The sequence below is a fragment of the Moraxella sp. CTOTU47618 genome (assembly GCF_032017425.1).
Taxonomy (GTDB): domain Bacteria; phylum Pseudomonadota; class Gammaproteobacteria; order Pseudomonadales; family Moraxellaceae; genus Faucicola; species Faucicola tetraodonis.
On the sequence record NZ_DALZPW010000006.1, the window covers coordinates 37,879 to 54,744 of the forward strand.

Genomic DNA, 16,866 nt, shown 5'->3' on the forward strand with positions numbered 1-16,866 from the left:
AAAAAATATAACCCCAGTTTTTTAACTGGGGTTTTTTATGGTAAATTTTTAGCTAACAATGTTTTAGAATAATCCATTTTTTTAACGTCATTAGCTTTTTTTAAAGTTATCGATTAAGGCTGTTTTAGATAGGGCCATGCCGCTTTTAGATAAATAAACATTGACCATAACGTCAACACCACTGAAATGACCAATAGTAAATACCCCGTCATCTCAAGTGATTCCCAATTGAGCAGTAACACTGTAATTGCCACCATTTGAAAAGTGGTTTTCATCTTGCCCACATATGACACTGCAACGCTGGTACGATTGCCTAGTTCTGCCATCCACTCACGCAAGGCAGAGACAGCAATCTCCCGTGAGATGATAACAATCGCTGAAATCGCCATGACAATGTCAGGATGCCACTGCACCAAAATAATTAGCGCGGCAGCAACCATCAGTTTATCCGCCACAGGGTCAAGAAACCGCCCAAACGCCGATGTCATATTGAGCTTGCGAGCAAAGTAGCCATCTAACCAATCGGTAATTGCCGCCAAAACAAATACAGCCGTCAATAAAAAGTGGCGTAGTAGGCTATCACTAAACTGATACATGCCTATATTGGCAATTGCATTGTCACTAATGGCGCTCTGACCAATCCCCATCGCAGGTGGCCAATAAGCAATCGCCACAAACAGTGGAATCATCACGATGCGCGCAATGGTCAAGTTGTTGGGCAAGTTAAAAATACTGCCCGAGGCAACAGGGGGATGGGCTGTCTCGTCAGTCACTGGCTTATCAGTCATGGGATTTTTCATTCATTCTTGTTGTAGGGCGCGGCGTAACGCTAATTTTAGTTGAAATAATTATAACGGTTCTCAAAGCAATGTCATTATTTTTTGCCAATAGTGCTTGTTTTTGTCATATTTTTCAACAATTAAGCCACTTTACCGTATTGATTTTATGGTATTTTTTACTAAATATGTCATTGTATAGAAAACACTTCAAAAGTAACAGGGTGTAATTAGCTAGTCAAAAATTTAGACCTTTATTGTTATCATAACGTCCGACAACAATAATAAGAATTATTTCACTATTAGCAAATTTTGCTATTGTTAGGTTTCTTGAAAGTTGATTATTTTGCACCCAATTTATTAATCATAGCGTATCAACTTGCGTATTTTTTTATCAATTTTTTATTAATATAGTACTTGGACAATTTTGATAAATCGCGTTTATTGTCAAAAATTTTCAGACCTTTAACACTTACTTGTGCTTTTCCTCAGCCCATTGCTCACCTCCTGCAATGGGTTTTTTTTATTATTCTAAATCATTGATATATATACACTTATTAAAATCAATATGAAATTTGACCACACTTTTGACCACACTTTTGTAATTCCGCTTGCCCTTTTTTGACTTAAATTATTTTTGTAACTGCGAAAAAATACCCCTGTCCAAACTTGGGCAAGGGTAAAAAATCTTAGGGTAATCTTAGGGCTTAAACTGGTAAGTAATTCGGTTTAATTGACTTGCCCTTGCATGGGGTTGTTTTGTCATTTTGGGGCTTACTAAATTCTTGACGGATCACAATGGCAAAATGCCCGTACACTTTGCCCTGTGAGGTGTTGTGTTAGGTGTTGCATTTTATAGTGTTATAAGGCATGTTTGTTCACACTTTTAAAGGTGTATTGTCTTACATACTTTTTTTACGAACTCTAATAATAGGATTAAGCACGAAAAAACGAATTGTTTGTAAACTTTTTGATTTTCTTTCTCCCTACTTGCTAACCAATCAACTATCCTCGATTATCTTTATCTCATCATTGGTCAATCCATATAGCTGATATACCATGTTATCTATTTCTTTATCGGTTTGGCTAATTTTGGTTTGCAGGGCTTGGGCTCTGGTTTGTTCTGCCAAGAAGTATTCTTCCCAATCGGCTTCATCTGCAAAGGCAAGTTTGATTTTCTTTTTACCTAATTCTTTGATGAATTCTTTATAGGTGAGATTTTGCCAGTTTTGTAGGTTTTTGCTAGGGCCGGTTAGGTCAAATTTGCGTTCTAAGGTGCGTAAGAATTTGCTATTAATCCCTTTTAATTCCTTGGTTAGATTTAACATTTCATTAGCTTTATCTATAAATGGTCGTTGTTTTTCAATACTTACATTTTTAATAGGTAAAATCTTAATTACACTTGGTTTGATTTCAGCAAATGTTTTGTCTTTTTGTGGATTATTGATTTTATAAACAAAATTAATTAGCCTAGAGTTTAAAAGAGTTAACATAAATTCTAGAGTATAGTTATCATCTATTAAAGAAACAATGAATAATGAGTTTTGAGGATAAAATTTTTCATAATCAATTACACAACGAATAATATCGCTAGTTTGACGCATTAAAATCTTTGGTGAATTAATTTTTAGCTCATTTGAAGGGTACATTAGATTTTTGCCATAATGAATATATTCAATATTTTTGGTATCGAACAAATACCTATTTACATTACTACCTACTACTAAAGGTTTCCATTCATCACTTAGTTTTTGAGATGAGTGATAAATTCTTGCCTTTAACATTTCTTTTGTTTGTGCTGGATTACCATGCCCAACTTGATAAGGTTTAATACCCCAAATAATTTCTGCAACTTGATAGAAGGGTTTTGAATTGATATTTAATTTCTTGAGTAAAGAAATTTTGCTTGTATCAATATCTATAAGAATTCTTGAATATTCATCATCTAACCAATAACTTTTATCAGCTGAATTTTCACTAACAACCTCGTTGTTTTTTAAACGTTTTACCTTAATTGATTTCTGATTAGTTTTACTTTTACATAGGATAATAGTTGAACTTTCAACAGTTGCATCTTCAAAAACACCATCGCCATAATCTATAACTTCAGTCAAATCATAATCTAATAGTTGTATTCTGAAAGATTTTGCAGAGTTGATTAGCATCCAAGTGTTAGGAATAATTTCCCCAAAATAACCATTTGGCTTTAGCATTTCAATCATTGCAAAAGTAAAAAACAAGTAAGTATCGTTTGTTTTAGAATTAATAAAGTTATACTTCTTATTTAAGAAATCTTTATCTTTCCCTTCGACTTTAGCACCATAAGGCGGATTACCAATTACCACATCAAACCCGCCCTTTTTAAACACCTCGGGAAACTCTTTTTCCCAATTAAATGCCTTCTCGCCCGCCACACTCACATCATCAATCAGCGAATTACCACACTTCAAGTTTTCATTCAGATTTGACAACTTACGATGCGGTTCTGCCGTGCGAAGCCACAACGACAACTTGGCAATCTCAACTGATTCTTGATTGATATCCACCCCAAACAAATTATGCTCCAAAATGTGATTTCGCACCTCTTGGAATACCAAACCACCACCGAATAGCTTACTTTCTAGCTCATCAAGGTAGGCGTGCTCGGCCATCAAAAAATTTAACGCCTCATTCAAAAAAGCCCCACTCCCACACGCAGGGTCGCAAATCGTGATATCAAGTAACCACGCTCGATAATCCTTTAGGCGTTGTAATAGCGTTTCTTGGGTTTTCTTTTGGCGTTTCTTATCGGTGATATAGTCCTCGTCATTTATGCCAATGTCTGTCTTCTTATCGGCACATAGCTTGCCCACCGTGTTTTGTACGATATAGCTGGTGATATATTTGGGCGTATAAAACACCCCATCTTTTTTGCGTTTGGATTGGGCTTTGTCAAGTACCTCACCGTTTAGTTCTGCCTTGATTTCGTCAATCTCGGTCAAGCTGTTTTCAAAGATATGCCCCAAAATATTGACATCCACCTCACTGGCAAAGTCATAATCGGAAAGTTTGGCAATATGGACGGATAACACCTCATCGGATATTTTGACATTATCTAGCACATCATCGGGCTTAAACAAGCCACCGTTATAGGCGAAGATTTCGCTATGGTCATCCTTATAGCCCGTATTCAAAAAACCAAAATAACTATTTAATTTGTCATTTAAGCTCATTGGGATTTTGAGTTTTTTGGCTTGTTCCCATTCATTTAGCATAGTACGGGCGGTATTTGCGGCAAGTAGCCCGCCATCTTCGGCAAAGAAAATAAATAGCAAGCGGTCAAGGAGCTTTTGTGATTTTTGAAATAACACCAATGGCTCATATTGCGGATTGTTTTTAACCAAGTCATCAAATAACGCCCGCTTGAAGGTGGAATAATCTTTATACAGCTGTTTGGTGACTTTTTCCTCTTGGCTGATACTCTCGGCCTTGATTTTTAGTGGGATATCTGCCAGTAAGTTATCGAATTTTAGTAACAAGTATAAAAAGTTAAAATCTTCTCGGCTGATTTTGAATAAGTCAAATTCGACAAACTCCACCGCATTATCAATATAAAACCGCAATTTTTGAAAGTTAGAAGTAATCACATAACGGCAAGTAGGATGGTTGTTCTTATAGCCAAAGGCTTGTGATTCGATGCTGGCAAGGTCAGTGGTGTCCATGCCTTTAAGCTCGATCACGGCTAGGGCTTTGCCACCTTTGAGAATTGCCCCATCACACTTTTTTGCCCCTTTGATATTTTTAAGTTCGGTGGTGAGATTGAAGTTCGGTTGGGGGTTTTTAGTGTAGCCAAAAATATTGACAAATAAATCAATTAAAAACTCGCCTTGGTACTGTTCTTCTTTGCTTTGCTTGATGTTGGCTTGAATGTCGCTATCGTGAAAATGACGTTGGAATTTTTCCCATGCGTGATTGACGTCATCTTGGTTTAGGGTTTTGAGGGCATTTTTGACAATGATAGGCTGGAATAATGACATGATTATCTCTGAGATTGTTTAGGTAATTTGGTTAAAAGTTATCTTAATTCAAAAGTCTGTAATGAGAAAAGCATTTATTGATTTATTGTCTTTATGACTAACTGTAGGGTATTAATTGTATTGATTGGTTATACTTTCTTGCTTTGCTAGGCTGTTGCGTTTTGGGTATCGGTTGGCGTGATTTTACGTACTTTTAAAAGGCTGTTTTGGTGCGTACTTTTTGCGTACTGCGTACCAATTCGAACAAATTAAGGCGATTTTTGCTCGAACCAATGGAAAACGGCTATTTGCTTGTTCACTTTCTTGTTCACCAATACCAGTTAGTCACATGGTTACACTCAAGGTTACGCATAAAAGGGCATTTTCTTTGGTAACTAATCTTGGTAACCAAAATTTGTTGCTAACTAGCTTGCTAACCATGCCCCAATGACAATAAATAAAATCAATTATGCCCGCCTATCGTTCGGCTTTGCTGTTCGGTTTAGTGTTCGATTGTTACCAATGCCATATTAATAGCGGTTTGGCGTGTTGCTGGGTGTTCGGTCTTTGAATTGAACCATAGGCGGTTAGGTGTTCAATTCGCTGTTCACTTTTTGCCAATGCCTTGTTATTGCTGGCTTGCTGTTGGTGATGGTATTCAGTTTTAGTAATAAAAAGGAGTATCGTAAAACCTACGACAACCTTTGTTATCGTCAAGCCATTGCAAGATCGTCAACCAATTCAATTTTCAACTTTTTGCCCAATGTGTCTGCAACGTTAGATAAGGTGGCAAGGGTCAGACTAGTATCATCACCTTTTAGTAAGCGGTCAAGCGTTACCCTACTGACGTTCATGCGTTGGGCTAGGGTAGCTTTGGTTATATGCTGGGCTTTCATGCTTTCGCTGATTTGCCATGCGATAATCCGCTTTACCGCAATGGCGGTTACTTCGTGGTTAATGTTTTCATCGTATAACCAATCATCAAAACTGCTGTCTTTGAGGTTATTTATCATCATTAGCCCCCATATTAGGAAGTTGTGCAAGTAGAGGTTTTTCTTCAAGTTTTTGCATAGCTTTAGATTTACTCATACTTTCTCTTAACATTTTTTCTATTGCTCTAAGTTTAATTTCTCTTTCCGTTTGGGTTATATGATCATTAATAAGTAAAGCGTTTTGCATTTCTAAATTGCCTATAATGGCATTATCCAAAACTGTGCCATAATCTCGCTGATTGCCTTGTAAATTTGGGTTCGCTTCTCGCCATTCTCTATGAGTTTTACCAAAAACGATTTTATTGATTAAATCTGCTTCATCAGCATAGATATAACCGTGCTTGTTAGGGTTAATACCTTGTAATAAATTCATCTGTATAGAATCAGTCTGCACTCGATAATTTACCTTTGCAAACTCCCTTTTTACTTGCCATTCTATAGAAGTTTGCTGTGCCTCTTGCTCTTTAAGGCGTTGAAATTCTTTTATTAAATAAAGTTTGAATTCGGGGCTTATCCATAAACCAAATTCAAAGGCTATATCTATATGGGCATAAGTGCCACCATATCGCCCTGCTTTTGACTGCAAGCCGATAATATTACATTTCTCCACTAATTCTTTAATGCTTACTTTAAAGCTATTTAATCCTGCTTGGTTTTTAATTATGGCGAATTCGCCATAATTAAAATTTGGGTTATTTATTTGTTCCCAAATGCCAATAAATTCAAGCGTGTTTCTATTTCTAAGCCAGTCTGTGATAAAAAAATCACCGTCTTTAGCCTTAAGCATATCCGTTAAACTAATGTAATCTTGTTCATTGATAGTTGAGATAGATATAGGATTATCTTGTACTAAAATACTACGATTATTTTTCACCATAATAATTCACCTTAGCTTTTTTTGTATCATTTAGAGTACATTATTGCTAATATCAAGACAACAAAAAAGAGTATGGCTAAAATCACCATACTTCAACACGCCCGCTTAATTAGAATATGAAAGGCTGTATATATCTGCATAGGTGGGAAAGTGGGAAAATGATTTTTTTAAGCCCTGTATTTATGCGGTTTCCCATGTTTTCCCATTAATAAGCATTTTGGGAAAGTAGGGAAAGTGAAAAGCTAAAAATAGTTCCCCGCCTGTAGGCTTGTCACTTTCCTTTCATTTTCCCCGTTTTCCCATTGCATAAAAAAATGGGAAAATGTCGCAACCGTTGCTACTACTAGCGTTCATGCGTTCACTTTCCCATTTTCCCAATTTTCCCGTATATATAGAAATATACTAGGATAATAAGCTGGGGTTAACTTCAATGTATCGGGTATTATCCAGTGTAATAACTTGAATGTATTTCTTATCGCTCAAAACATTAATACACAATTCAAAATTAGCCTTTGCCCTTAGGTGCTTGGGGTTAACCTTGCTTTGGGTATCTGCATAGCTTAGTTGGGTAACGCCTTTAACCTTGCATTGTTTGACAATCCAATCAATTAACTTTTGGCTGTCGGTCTTTTCGGTTGGCTTGGCATCTAAGTAGCGTAACCGTTCAGCTATGGAATACTCCACCAACATAAACGCCCGTTCTAGGTAGTCCACTGATACCGATTTTTGGCAATCAAAAAACGCCATTAATGAGGCTATACGGCTGGCATTTTCTGCCATGCGTGAGGCAAACGCTCGTAAATATTCTAATGCCCTGCCTTTGGCTTGCCTGCCCTCTATTTCGTCTTGAAAGTTTGCCAATGTTTGGCGGGCTTGCTGGTCTGCAAAAGGCATATTAAACCTTACCTCTTTGCCTGTAATATCTCGGGTTATCTCGGTTTGGGGTGGGTCTAGCAAAATATCGCACCTTGCCCAATAGGCTAATAGTCTAGGGTCATCATAGGGGCTTTGGTTCATGCGTTCGGGCGTTGCCCATTGCCTGCTACCTATCAAACTTTCGGGGCAAGCAATTAAGCATCTAGGCAAAAAGCCCTGCCCATTCATTAACGGGTCATTTAATGCTGGCTCAAGTATTACCCGTTGCCCCATGATATCCAATGTTAAACGGGCATCATAAGCATTTGTAAAAGGTATGGCATTTTTGCCCCGTTGTGAGCGCAAACGGCTCACGGGGTCACCACTCCATACACTGGTAAGGCTTGATAGGGCATTGCCTGCGGTGTCTGATTTCATGCTATGCCCATTTAAAAATTGCCCCGCCTCGCTGGTTGTCCATGACTGGTTAGGTAAACCATCAATGATAAATTTATCTAATACTGCCTCTATGGTGGCATCTGTTACAATCATGCTTTCATTTGTTGGCTTTGGTACGGTTGCCTCATAGTGGGTACGTTCCCCGCCCTTTAAAGCGTTGCGGTCTGCCTCCCATTCTTGTAACCGCTCTACAAATAGCTGATAGGCGTTTTTTTCCCATTTTGTAATGCTGTAATGGGAATATTTATTAGCCTGTGTTTTACCGCTTCCGCTTTCGCCCTCTGTGATTAAATATAGACAAGCTGGTTTATGCTCATGCCCCATAGGTGCATTAATGTAGCGTTGTCCAATGGTAGATAATGCCCCTAAAATACATTGCCCCGCCATTGCTAAGGGTACTTGTGCATGATAGGCGATTGCCTCGACTGCCTGCCTTAAAACCCCTTGCCATGCTTCAATAGGGTAGCGGGTTGGTGTTGGGTTGGTGTCCTCCAGTGGTTCGGGCTCGCCCCATTCAATGCCGTTTAATTCCTTGACCTTAGTTTGCAAGGCTGGCTCTTTGTTTGGGTCGTTGATGATTTCATCTAATAGATAATTGGTAACTAAATCGGTTATCGTGTCCACTGTTGCCACCAATCGCACGTTATACCCCTTGAATGTGGTTTCCAGTTGCTTGCCTGTGGGGTAATCGGTGAATAGGGTTACTTGGCTGTGGCTGGCGTGGGCTTTAACCATGCGCTCAAATTGCCAATCCTTAAATGGTGCAATCAGTGAATACTCACCATTGATTGTTAAATAGGGGTATAGCTCGATAGCAGTATCAAGGCTTGCTACTGCCACCACTTGCCCGCCATTGCCCAATATAAAACAATCGTTTTCTAAGCCATGTAACGGGAATGGCTCTGCATTATTTAACGGGAATATGGCAAGGTTAGACGGCTGGTAATGCTCATCAAACAACATAACGCCTATGCTGTTGGCGGTTGGCTGGTTGGCGTTGTCCACTGTGTAATTGCTATCAATAAAAAGCAATTTATCTTTGCCGATACAGTGGGCAAGGTTCACCAATGCGGGGTTATGCTGGTAAGTTTCATAACTTGCCGTTGGCTGTCCTTTGATAAATTCATGAAAGGCTTTATTTGTATTTTTTGATATGGCTAGATTACTCATTTCGATAGCCTCCCATTACTCATAGCTTGGCGTTTATTGGCTTTTTGGCGGTGGGTGCTGGTGTAATACCACTTAGAGAAATAAAGGGCTTTACGCCCCTTATCCTTGCCACTGTTGCGGGCTTGTTTATTCATGCCTTGCCCTCCCAATTCAATACAACATCAAAATCATTTAGCGGTTTCCATGAAACGGGCTTTAACTCGAAGTTGTCTTTTGAGATTGCTTGTAAATGAATAAGGATATGAAAGGCTTTATCATATAGATACGCATTGACTGACCCTAACGGCTCTATCACCTCGCCATTGCAATAAACTGCATAAAAAGGCTGGTAGAAAATACCGTCTTTGAAATATCCGTCTTTGCGTTCCCAATAGCTAGGAACATATAGCGGCTTTTCGTCTTGGGCTGGCGTGTGAGCTGTGGTATCGGTTGCACTGTGGGCAAGTGCATTTTTGCGTTGGCTGGTTTGGGTGTTGCCCGCGGGCATGATGATTTTATTAGGCATGATAATGCCTCCTTGCGTATTATTTTGAGTATTTACCACACTATGAAAAATCATAGGGTGGCGGGGTTCACTCTCGGTCACGCAAGCAACCGCCTCGCATATTTGCCGTAAAGGCTTATTTTGCAATGTCACCCCGCCATAACTTTTTGCCAATGCTGGCATGATATGACGGTTTACCCCTGCGAATTGGGGTAGATGGGTTTGTGCTTTGTTATCGCCACTTTGAGAGAGTAAGCGAAATTTGGGCACAAAAAAAGCCAAAAGGTAACGGAATGGCTGTCCGCTTGCGTGAATTTTTGAGAGACCTCTATTGTCAATCATGCCCGCCACCAATGGCAAGCTATCATTTAGTGAATTAAATTCACCAATATTTAATAGTCTTAAAATTTTACTCATGCTATTATTTCCATAAGGTCATGTGGTGTGACTTGGGGCGTTATCTGTAAAAGGATAATGCCCTTTTTCATGTTCAAGCCATTTTTAAAAATAGTATTTTTTGCTTTCATTTTTGATGATTGCTTTCTAAAGTTTTTTGGTGCATTTTGCACAAATTTTGGTGCGTGAATTGATGTTTGTTGCACGCTCTATCCCTTGACTGGCAAGGGATACACCCTTTTTGATAATTCCCCAAAACTGCCCGTTTTGGTGCGTGAAATCGTGGTTTATTTCTTCTTTGGTGCATTTTTTGGTGCATTTTGCACAAATTCTGTTGCATGAGTTGATGTTTGTTGCACGCTCCACCCCTTGACTGGCAAGGGATACAAGCTTTTTGATAATTACCCCGAATTGCCTGTTTTGTTGCGTAAAATAGTGGTTTATTTCCTATTTTGTTGCTTGCTTCCACTGGCTGACATTGGGTAATCACTACCAAAATCATCAATAACAAAATAGCGATATTGATTGTTTGGATAATCTCGCCCAACTTTGCCATAATCTTGCTAATATCCTGCCCACGGATAGCACGTTGTAGCTTGTTTGGGTGTTGGGTGGTATGTTTATATCGTCTCACGTTTAAACCCTTAAAATTGACTGTTGTGGTGGCTCTATAAATACTGCCCTTTTAATACTGAATACTTGATTAGGGTTCACGGCTTGTAAAAACTCTACAACGGTTTCGGCTGTCCAGTAATCCATGAATATATCGGTATTCGCTGGTTGTATCGGCTCATTATTCATTACTACAAAATAATCATCATTCGGGTTTATGCGCTCGATGTCGGGATATACGCTCATGCGGTTACCCCCTTGACTGATTGAATATAGCTAGGCTCTAACCAATACTCTTTTACCTTTTTGCCTGTGGGCGTGGTGATAAATCGGCTTTGGATAGGTATGCTGTTATCCCTGCGTAAATCGCCCAATCTTTGAGAACATGACAAACAATTAAAACGCTGTAAGGCTTCAAGGGGCGTTATTCTTGCGCCTGTCATCAAATAGGCTAATAGCTGGGCTTTGTGGCTGGTGGTGTCGTTTGGGCTTGGGGTGTTGGCTGGCATGGTTTACCCCTTATGCTGTCTTATTGTCTAAATAGTCGATTAACTCGCTATTTCTAAAATAATGGGCGTTACCAATGGTGATAGGCTTTACAAACTTGCCCGCCTTAATCCAACGTGTGAGCGTCAAAACGTGGATTTCCAGTAGCTTTGCTACGGTGCTACGGCTGGTTATGCCTTTAGGGTTGTTGGCAAGGTCGGTAAAGGTGGGTAGTGGTTCGCCTGTCACCTTTTCGGCTGGCGTATTTTCCACTTGTTGCGGGGTTTTGTTGGTCATTGCATTAACTCCTTAACGGTTTGTTGTTGAGATAATGCAAATATAGATTTTTGATTGCGGGGCTAAATAGGCTAAATAGCCATAAAAAAAGGGCTAAATAGCCCTTAAAGTTTGAAAGTGTTTATTTTAGTTTTTGGTCTAGTTCGTTCACCAATTTAAGCCATTTCGCTATCGTGTCCTCTGCTATCCCCACCTTATAACTGTTGGTGAGCTTTTGTAATATTTCATTAACTGCCCCTTTGTGCTTGCCGTCTAGAGGGTAGTTATGTTCTCGCATGAATGAGTAGATTAGCTTTGTAACGGCTGATTGTGAATTCCCTGTTAAAACCTTATCAACGATTGCGGGCGTGTGGCTTTGGTTTGGGTCGCTTGCCTGCTCGATACTGGCAAGCTGGGCTTTTAATTCTGCTATCTCTTTGGCTTGCTGGTCTATGGTTGCCTGTTGATCTGCCACCTTTTGCAATAACTGGCTATCGGTTTGGGGTGTTGGCAAGGTGGGTAAATTGTCATTAAACCCGTTGATAATATAACCTTTAATCTTTAGAAAATTTTGCAAAGATTGCCTAGTTATGTCATGGTCTAAATTACCGCTTTTAATGCCTGCTCTTATTAGTTTTTCAGCTTTCAAATACTCAATATTATTCTGTCTAAAATAAGTATCACCGATACAAATTTCTATTTGTATCGGGTCATCACCACTAATCAAACATGATGCCTCAAGAATGTTAAATATATCTAGGTCAGTTAATAGGGGGTCACGCTGTAAAATGACGGTCTCTTGTTTTGCCTCGCCCGCCTGTGGTTCGCTTAGCGTTATTGGTATTCTATCATTACCTAAAAAGCCTAATAAACCTTCCAATGGCTCAATACTAGCTAATTCTTGAATGCTAAAGTGCCAATGCACTGTATTATAGATATTTGCAAAATCTGCCAAACTTTCTATTAACTTAAATTTATCACTCGATTTCAATTTTTCAAAGTTTTCATTACTCCAAACAAAATCCTCTAAGTAGCTTGCCGTTTGCAGTTTATCTAATTTACTTCTTAACTCGTTGTTGTAACAATCAAATTCTAATGGCTCTATTTTATAGTCTATATCTATAAAATAAACTGTTACATTTTCGGCAAAATCATAATGATTAAGATAGGTTACTACATCATACAAATTTTGATTATTGTATTGAGATAAACCTTTTATAAAATCAAAAACACTTACGTATTCCTTTAAAGGTTCTGTTATCTTGTCTAAAATTCCCATCACTCGCACCATACGCACCAATTTAAAAAGGGTGCAAGGCGGTGAGTGGCTTGGTGCGATTTCCACTCGTTCGGGTAATTACTCCTAGCCTTGCAAAGTCGTAAATATCTATCAAATGACTACTAAAAAATGTCTAATGCCTCCCAAAAAGTATCAAATGAAATTCGGCTCTGTTTCGTGTAACAGGGGAAGTGTGTTACTTTTCTTAAATTCTAACTAGCCGATAGCCCCGCATAAATAACGCCTTTTGTAGGTCGTTCAGTGGCATGAATGGATTGTCCAAAATATCGCCTAGCTGGTCTATTTGTTCATGGGTCATCACCAAAATATGCCCGCTTGGGGTTGGCTTGGTGTCCATTGCTGGCAAGGTGTTTTTATTGGCTGTGGTGGTGTTCATTATTCATTAACCGCCTGTCGCTTGGCTTTGGCATTATCCAGGTAAATAATATTGTCCACCTTGCCCGCTTTGAGATCATCTAAGTAGTTTGCCCATGCGGCCATCATGTCATGACGTTTATTAAGCCATTTAACGCGGTTGTATGCCCTGCCGTTAGCGTCCCTCACGTTGTGGCCTAACTGCATTTCAATAAGGCGATAATCATAATTTAATCGTTCCTCTAACATGGTCCTGGCAGTTGCCCTAAACCCATGCGGGCTATGTACCCCAAAATAACCCCTATTGCAAAAATCCTTGCCTATGCCTGCCTTATTCATTGATTGACTATTGAGCAATTTATTAACTTGTTGCCCATCTGCAAAAGGTTTTGATTTTCGTCTGCCATTATAAAAAACGTATTCCATACCGCCTGTTATTGGCTTCATACGCTCAATAATGGCCATTGTTTGCGGTACTAGAGGTATTACTAAGCTATCAACCATATCATGCCGATTAACGCCCTTTTGTGGCTCAAATTCCCACTGTTTAGCGGTCAGGTCTAGATCAGCCCATTTCATAGTGCAAATATCCCCAATGCGGGCAAAAGTAAGGGCCAGTAATTGCAATATCTCTTTATTGAAATTATCACTAGCGGGCAAGCTGTCTATTTCTTTTAGGAGTAGGCTAAATTCTTGAGGCTCAATAATAGCGGGGTGATGTTTTTGGCGGGTTGGTTTTAAGGCTCTAGCCTCTTTTACTGCAGTAACTGGATTGTGTTCTATCAATCCATTAATTACCGCATGGGCAAAAATTCGGCTTGCAATGCCTTTTACTCGGTTGCCCTTTTGGATATGCGTTTTTTGTACCTGTTTGAATAGCCTTAATACTTGAGGAGTGGTAATAGTATCTATTGGCGTTTCTGCAAATTCATTTAGTAAAGGCTCAAGTAAAAATCCCCAATTTTTCAAAGTTTGCTCTGCTAAAACGTGGTCGGGGTTATTAGTTTGCTCTGCCAACCAATCATCTGCTACTGCTTTGAATGTACTATCTAATGAATGGGCTTTTTGCTCTCGTTCCTGCTCTCTATGTTCTTTAGGGTCAATGCCCTGCTCTAATAACACTAGATTATCGGTATAGGCTTGTTTGGCTTGGGCAAGTGAGAAGGCTGGATAATTGCCTAATGATAAATAAGGGCGTTTGCCTGTGATAGGGTGCGTGTAACGGTGTCTAAAATCTGTGGTTGCTTTATCGGTTTTCTGTGAGGGTCTTATTCTAATCTCTAAACCCTTAAAACCTGCAATCGGTAAGATTAACTCTTGATTAGTAGCAATACTTTCTTTGATATGCCGTTCTATCTGACTAACATTTGCAATTGATACTTTAGCCATAATTTAACCCTTGATACCCAATTTAACCTATAATTTTTGGTAGCCATTTTGGTAGCCATTTTTTGATGCTAACAATAAATAACTTTGCATAACTATAGTTAGTATAATAGCATGAAATAGGCTTGTATCAAGGGTTTTAGCAATCTAAAGTAATTTTATGTTTTCTGTTGTTATTTATAAATGTTCGCCTGCAATGGGTTTTTTTTATAGCTTAAGCTTTAAAATGATTGGATGTTGCAATTTATCGCATTTTTTAAGTTGGTGCTAGAGCCAGCGGTTGGGGTCTACCTAAGCGTCAAAAATTTGCCAGCATTTTCAGCCCTGCAATGACTAATACAAGAGATAATAATTTATTGAGCATGGGGTCGGCAAGGCGTTTGCTACCATAAGTTGCGCCAATAAAACCCCCTACACACACCGCTACAAGCCAGATTGGTAGTTGATTTGGCAGTTTCGCCCCTGTCGATAACACACCAAACAAGCCTGAAATTGAATTCACCAAAATAAACCCCGACGCTACGCCTGCGACAACTTTAGGGCTTGCCCAACGGTTAAATAATAAAATTGGACTTAAAAACACACCACCGCCCACCCCCGTCAATCCCGACAGCAACCCTAAAACCGCCCCCACGATTGCCAAAAACCATTTTGACACCTGTTTTAATGGTTGCTCGCTGGTGAGTTTTTTGGCAAAAATAAATGAATAAATGGCCGAAAAAATCAGTACCATCCCAACAATCGGCTTATATAAATGACTGGGCAAATGGGTCATCCCCCCGATAAACGCCATCGGTATCGCAGTTATAGCAAGGGGAATAAAAATTTGCCAAGAAAAGTTTTTTGCGGAATAAAATCGCCAAAACGCAATGATGGACACCAAAATGTTGAGACATAGCGCAGTAGGTTTCATCATACTTGGCGCAACGCCGACTAACCCCATCATCGCAAGATAGCCCGATGCACCGCCATGCCCGACTGATGAATAGAGCAAGGCAGAAATAAAAAACAGCACGCTTAATAGGGTAGTTGTCATTGCTTGTTAACCATTACTAGAGTATTAACCATTATTAGAAAGCCACAGACTCTCAGTGCTGTCGGCATAAAATTCTTGTTTCCACACAGGGATATCCGCTTTAATCGCATCTAGTAGCCAACGACACGCATCAAATGCAGGATAACGGTGGGCAGCCACTACCCCAACCCACACCGCCATCTCACCAATCGCAAGGTCGCCAACACGGTGTATGGCAATGGCGTTTTCGATGTCAAACTGGGCTTTGGCTTGTTCAATCAGTTTTTTGCCTTGATTGAGTGCCAACTGCTCGTAGCCATAATAAGTGAGTTTGCTAACAGGGCGAGCGTTATTGTGATTACGTACCCAGCCTTCAAATGTCGCTAACGCCCCGCAAGTATCGCTCATTAAAGCGTGTTTAAGCCGTCTGTCGTCAATGGCTCGGTCAGTCAATGCAAAGCCGCTAGTAATCACGGTGTGGTAGGCTTGGTCTTCACTGATGCTAATGGTGGCTGAGCCTTTATGCAATGCGTTCATGGTTTTCTCTGTATATTTTTTAAAGGACGTATGCGATATTTAACCGCCCGCCACAGGCGGAATAAAGGCGATGATATCGCCATCTTGGAGCGGCGTTTGCCAGTTGGCAATGTGGTGATTGATTGCCACGGCAAGTTTGGTTGGGGCGAGTTTAAAACCGTATTGTGCGCTTAACGTTTGGTAAAGCTCGGTCAAGTTATCACCGTCAAAGCGGATTGTTTCTTCGTCTTTCCCTGCTTGTTCAGCAAGGCTTGCAAAGTATAAGATGGCTAAATTTTTCTCAGACGCGCTAGGTGTTGGCATAGTCGGATTTGCCTCCTGTTTTGGTGAGTAACTTGATATCGCTGATGGTAATGTCGTGAGATAATGCTTTGGTCATGTCATAAATCGTTAGGCAAGCCACCGACACAGCAGTTAAGGCTTCCATTTCCACGCCTGTTTTGTGGGTAACTTTGACGGTGGCAGTGACGTGGATTGAGCAGTTGTTATCATCATACTCAAAGCCGATTTTTACCCCGTCGAGTGGCAGCTGGTGGCAAAGCGGAATCAGCTCGTGGGTGCGTTTGCTTGCCATGACCCCTGCGATATGCGCGGTCTGGGTGATTGAGCCTTTTTTGGTGATGCCATCGGCGGATTTTATCACTTGGTAACTGTCGCTAGGGAAAATGACTTGCCCTACGGCGGTGGCGGTGCGTTGGGTTATCGCTTTGCCCGACACATCGACCATGGCGATATCACCGTGTGCGTCTAAATGTGTCAGGTCTAAGGGAGTTAATTGTGTTGTCATGTTTTGGATTTTCACCCCTCAAATGTGGCACAAAATTACATAAACTTATACGCTTATCAAGCGGCGCTTGGATGAGTAAATTTTTTTTAAATTTGCCTATTTTATATTT

The 16,866-nt window shown here is 39.9% G+C and carries 17 protein-coding genes; all 17 read right to left on the reverse strand.

From position 1 onward, the window contains the following. Positions 1-113: 113 nt before the first annotated feature. A complete protein-coding gene (gene pgsA / locus RTS09_RS06230) occupies positions 114-788 on the reverse strand; it encodes a CDP-diacylglycerol--glycerol-3-phosphate 3-phosphatidyltransferase (RefSeq protein ID WP_159675725.1) in 675 nt (224 codons plus the stop codon). A gap of 989 nt (positions 789-1,777) precedes the next feature. Further along, complete coding sequence (locus RTS09_RS06235) at positions 1,778-4,792, reverse strand: Eco57I restriction-modification methylase domain-containing protein (protein ID WP_076775338.1); 3,015 nt, start codon at positions 4,790-4,792, stop codon at positions 1,778-1,780. 692 nt (positions 4,793-5,484) lie between these two features. Next, entirely contained in the window at positions 5,485-5,787 is a 303-nt protein-coding gene (locus RTS09_RS06240) for a helix-turn-helix domain-containing protein (protein WP_076775340.1), read from the reverse strand. Further along, the gene (locus tag RTS09_RS06245) at positions 5,774-6,640 is read right to left on the reverse strand and encodes a KilA-N domain-containing protein (protein WP_076775342.1); all 867 of its coding nucleotides are present in this window, start codon (positions 6,638-6,640) and stop codon (positions 5,774-5,776) included. The genes RTS09_RS06240 and RTS09_RS06245 overlap by 14 nt, the downstream gene beginning before the upstream one ends. Before the next feature lie 402 nt (positions 6,641-7,042). Continuing rightward, positions 7,043-9,124: a DUF3987 domain-containing protein gene (locus RTS09_RS06250; RefSeq protein ID WP_076775344.1), complete on the reverse strand. Its 2,082-nt coding sequence runs from the start codon at positions 9,122-9,124 to the stop codon at positions 7,043-7,045. Between the two features lie 130 nt (positions 9,125-9,254). After that, complete coding sequence (locus RTS09_RS06255) at positions 9,255-10,025, reverse strand: hypothetical protein (RefSeq protein WP_076775346.1); 771 nt, start codon at positions 10,023-10,025, stop codon at positions 9,255-9,257. Further along, positions 10,022-10,210 carry a hypothetical protein gene (locus RTS09_RS06260; protein ID WP_143351081.1) on the reverse strand — a complete coding sequence of 63 codons (189 nt, stop codon included), beginning with the start codon at positions 10,208-10,210 and terminating at the stop codon, positions 10,022-10,024. The genes RTS09_RS06255 and RTS09_RS06260 overlap by 4 nt, the downstream gene beginning before the upstream one ends. A 430-nt stretch (positions 10,211-10,640) precedes the next feature. Continuing rightward, a complete protein-coding gene (locus RTS09_RS06265) occupies positions 10,641-10,862 on the reverse strand; it encodes a hypothetical protein (RefSeq protein WP_076775350.1) in 222 nt (73 codons plus the stop codon). After that, on the reverse strand, positions 10,859-11,125 hold the full coding sequence (locus RTS09_RS06270) for a helix-turn-helix domain-containing protein (RefSeq protein WP_076775352.1): 267 nt from the start codon (positions 11,123-11,125) through the stop codon (positions 10,859-10,861). The genes RTS09_RS06265 and RTS09_RS06270 overlap by 4 nt, the downstream gene beginning before the upstream one ends. 10 nt (positions 11,126-11,135) lie before the next feature. Further along, positions 11,136-11,399 carry a helix-turn-helix domain-containing protein gene (locus RTS09_RS06275; RefSeq protein WP_099807448.1) on the reverse strand — a complete coding sequence of 88 codons (264 nt, stop codon included), beginning with the start codon at positions 11,397-11,399 and terminating at the stop codon, positions 11,136-11,138. Positions 11,400-11,520: 121 nt separating this feature from the next. Further along, on the reverse strand, positions 11,521-12,657 hold the full coding sequence (locus RTS09_RS06280) for a hypothetical protein (RefSeq protein WP_099807447.1): 1,137 nt from the start codon (positions 12,655-12,657) through the stop codon (positions 11,521-11,523). A gap of 205 nt (positions 12,658-12,862) precedes the next feature. Then, a complete protein-coding gene (locus RTS09_RS06285; protein ID WP_099807446.1) occupies positions 12,863-13,054 on the reverse strand; it encodes a hypothetical protein in 192 nt (63 codons plus the stop codon). Next, positions 13,054-14,421 carry a tyrosine-type recombinase/integrase gene (locus tag RTS09_RS06290; protein WP_312535298.1) on the reverse strand — a complete coding sequence of 456 codons (1,368 nt, stop codon included), beginning with the start codon at positions 14,419-14,421 and terminating at the stop codon, positions 13,054-13,056. Before RTS09_RS06290 ends, RTS09_RS06285 begins: the two co-directional genes overlap by 1 nt. Positions 14,422-14,716: 295 nt before the next feature. Next, positions 14,717-15,454, reverse strand: a complete 738-nt coding sequence (locus tag RTS09_RS06295) for a sulfite exporter TauE/SafE family protein (protein WP_076775362.1) — start codon at positions 15,452-15,454, stop codon at positions 14,717-14,719. Positions 15,455-15,478: 24 nt separating this feature from the next. After that, on the reverse strand, positions 15,479-15,970 hold the full coding sequence (locus tag RTS09_RS06300; RefSeq protein WP_312535302.1) for a molybdenum cofactor biosynthesis protein MoaE: 492 nt from the start codon (positions 15,968-15,970) through the stop codon (positions 15,479-15,481). A 39-nt stretch (positions 15,971-16,009) separates the two neighbouring features. After that, a complete protein-coding gene (moaD, locus tag RTS09_RS06305) occupies positions 16,010-16,273 on the reverse strand; it encodes a molybdopterin converting factor subunit 1 (RefSeq protein WP_007117364.1) in 264 nt (87 codons plus the stop codon). Then, positions 16,260-16,757 carry a cyclic pyranopterin monophosphate synthase MoaC gene (gene moaC, locus RTS09_RS06310; protein ID WP_040404340.1) on the reverse strand — a complete coding sequence of 166 codons (498 nt, stop codon included), beginning with the start codon at positions 16,755-16,757 and terminating at the stop codon, positions 16,260-16,262. Before moaC ends, moaD begins: the two co-directional genes overlap by 14 nt. Positions 16,758-16,866: the final 109 nt, after the last annotated feature.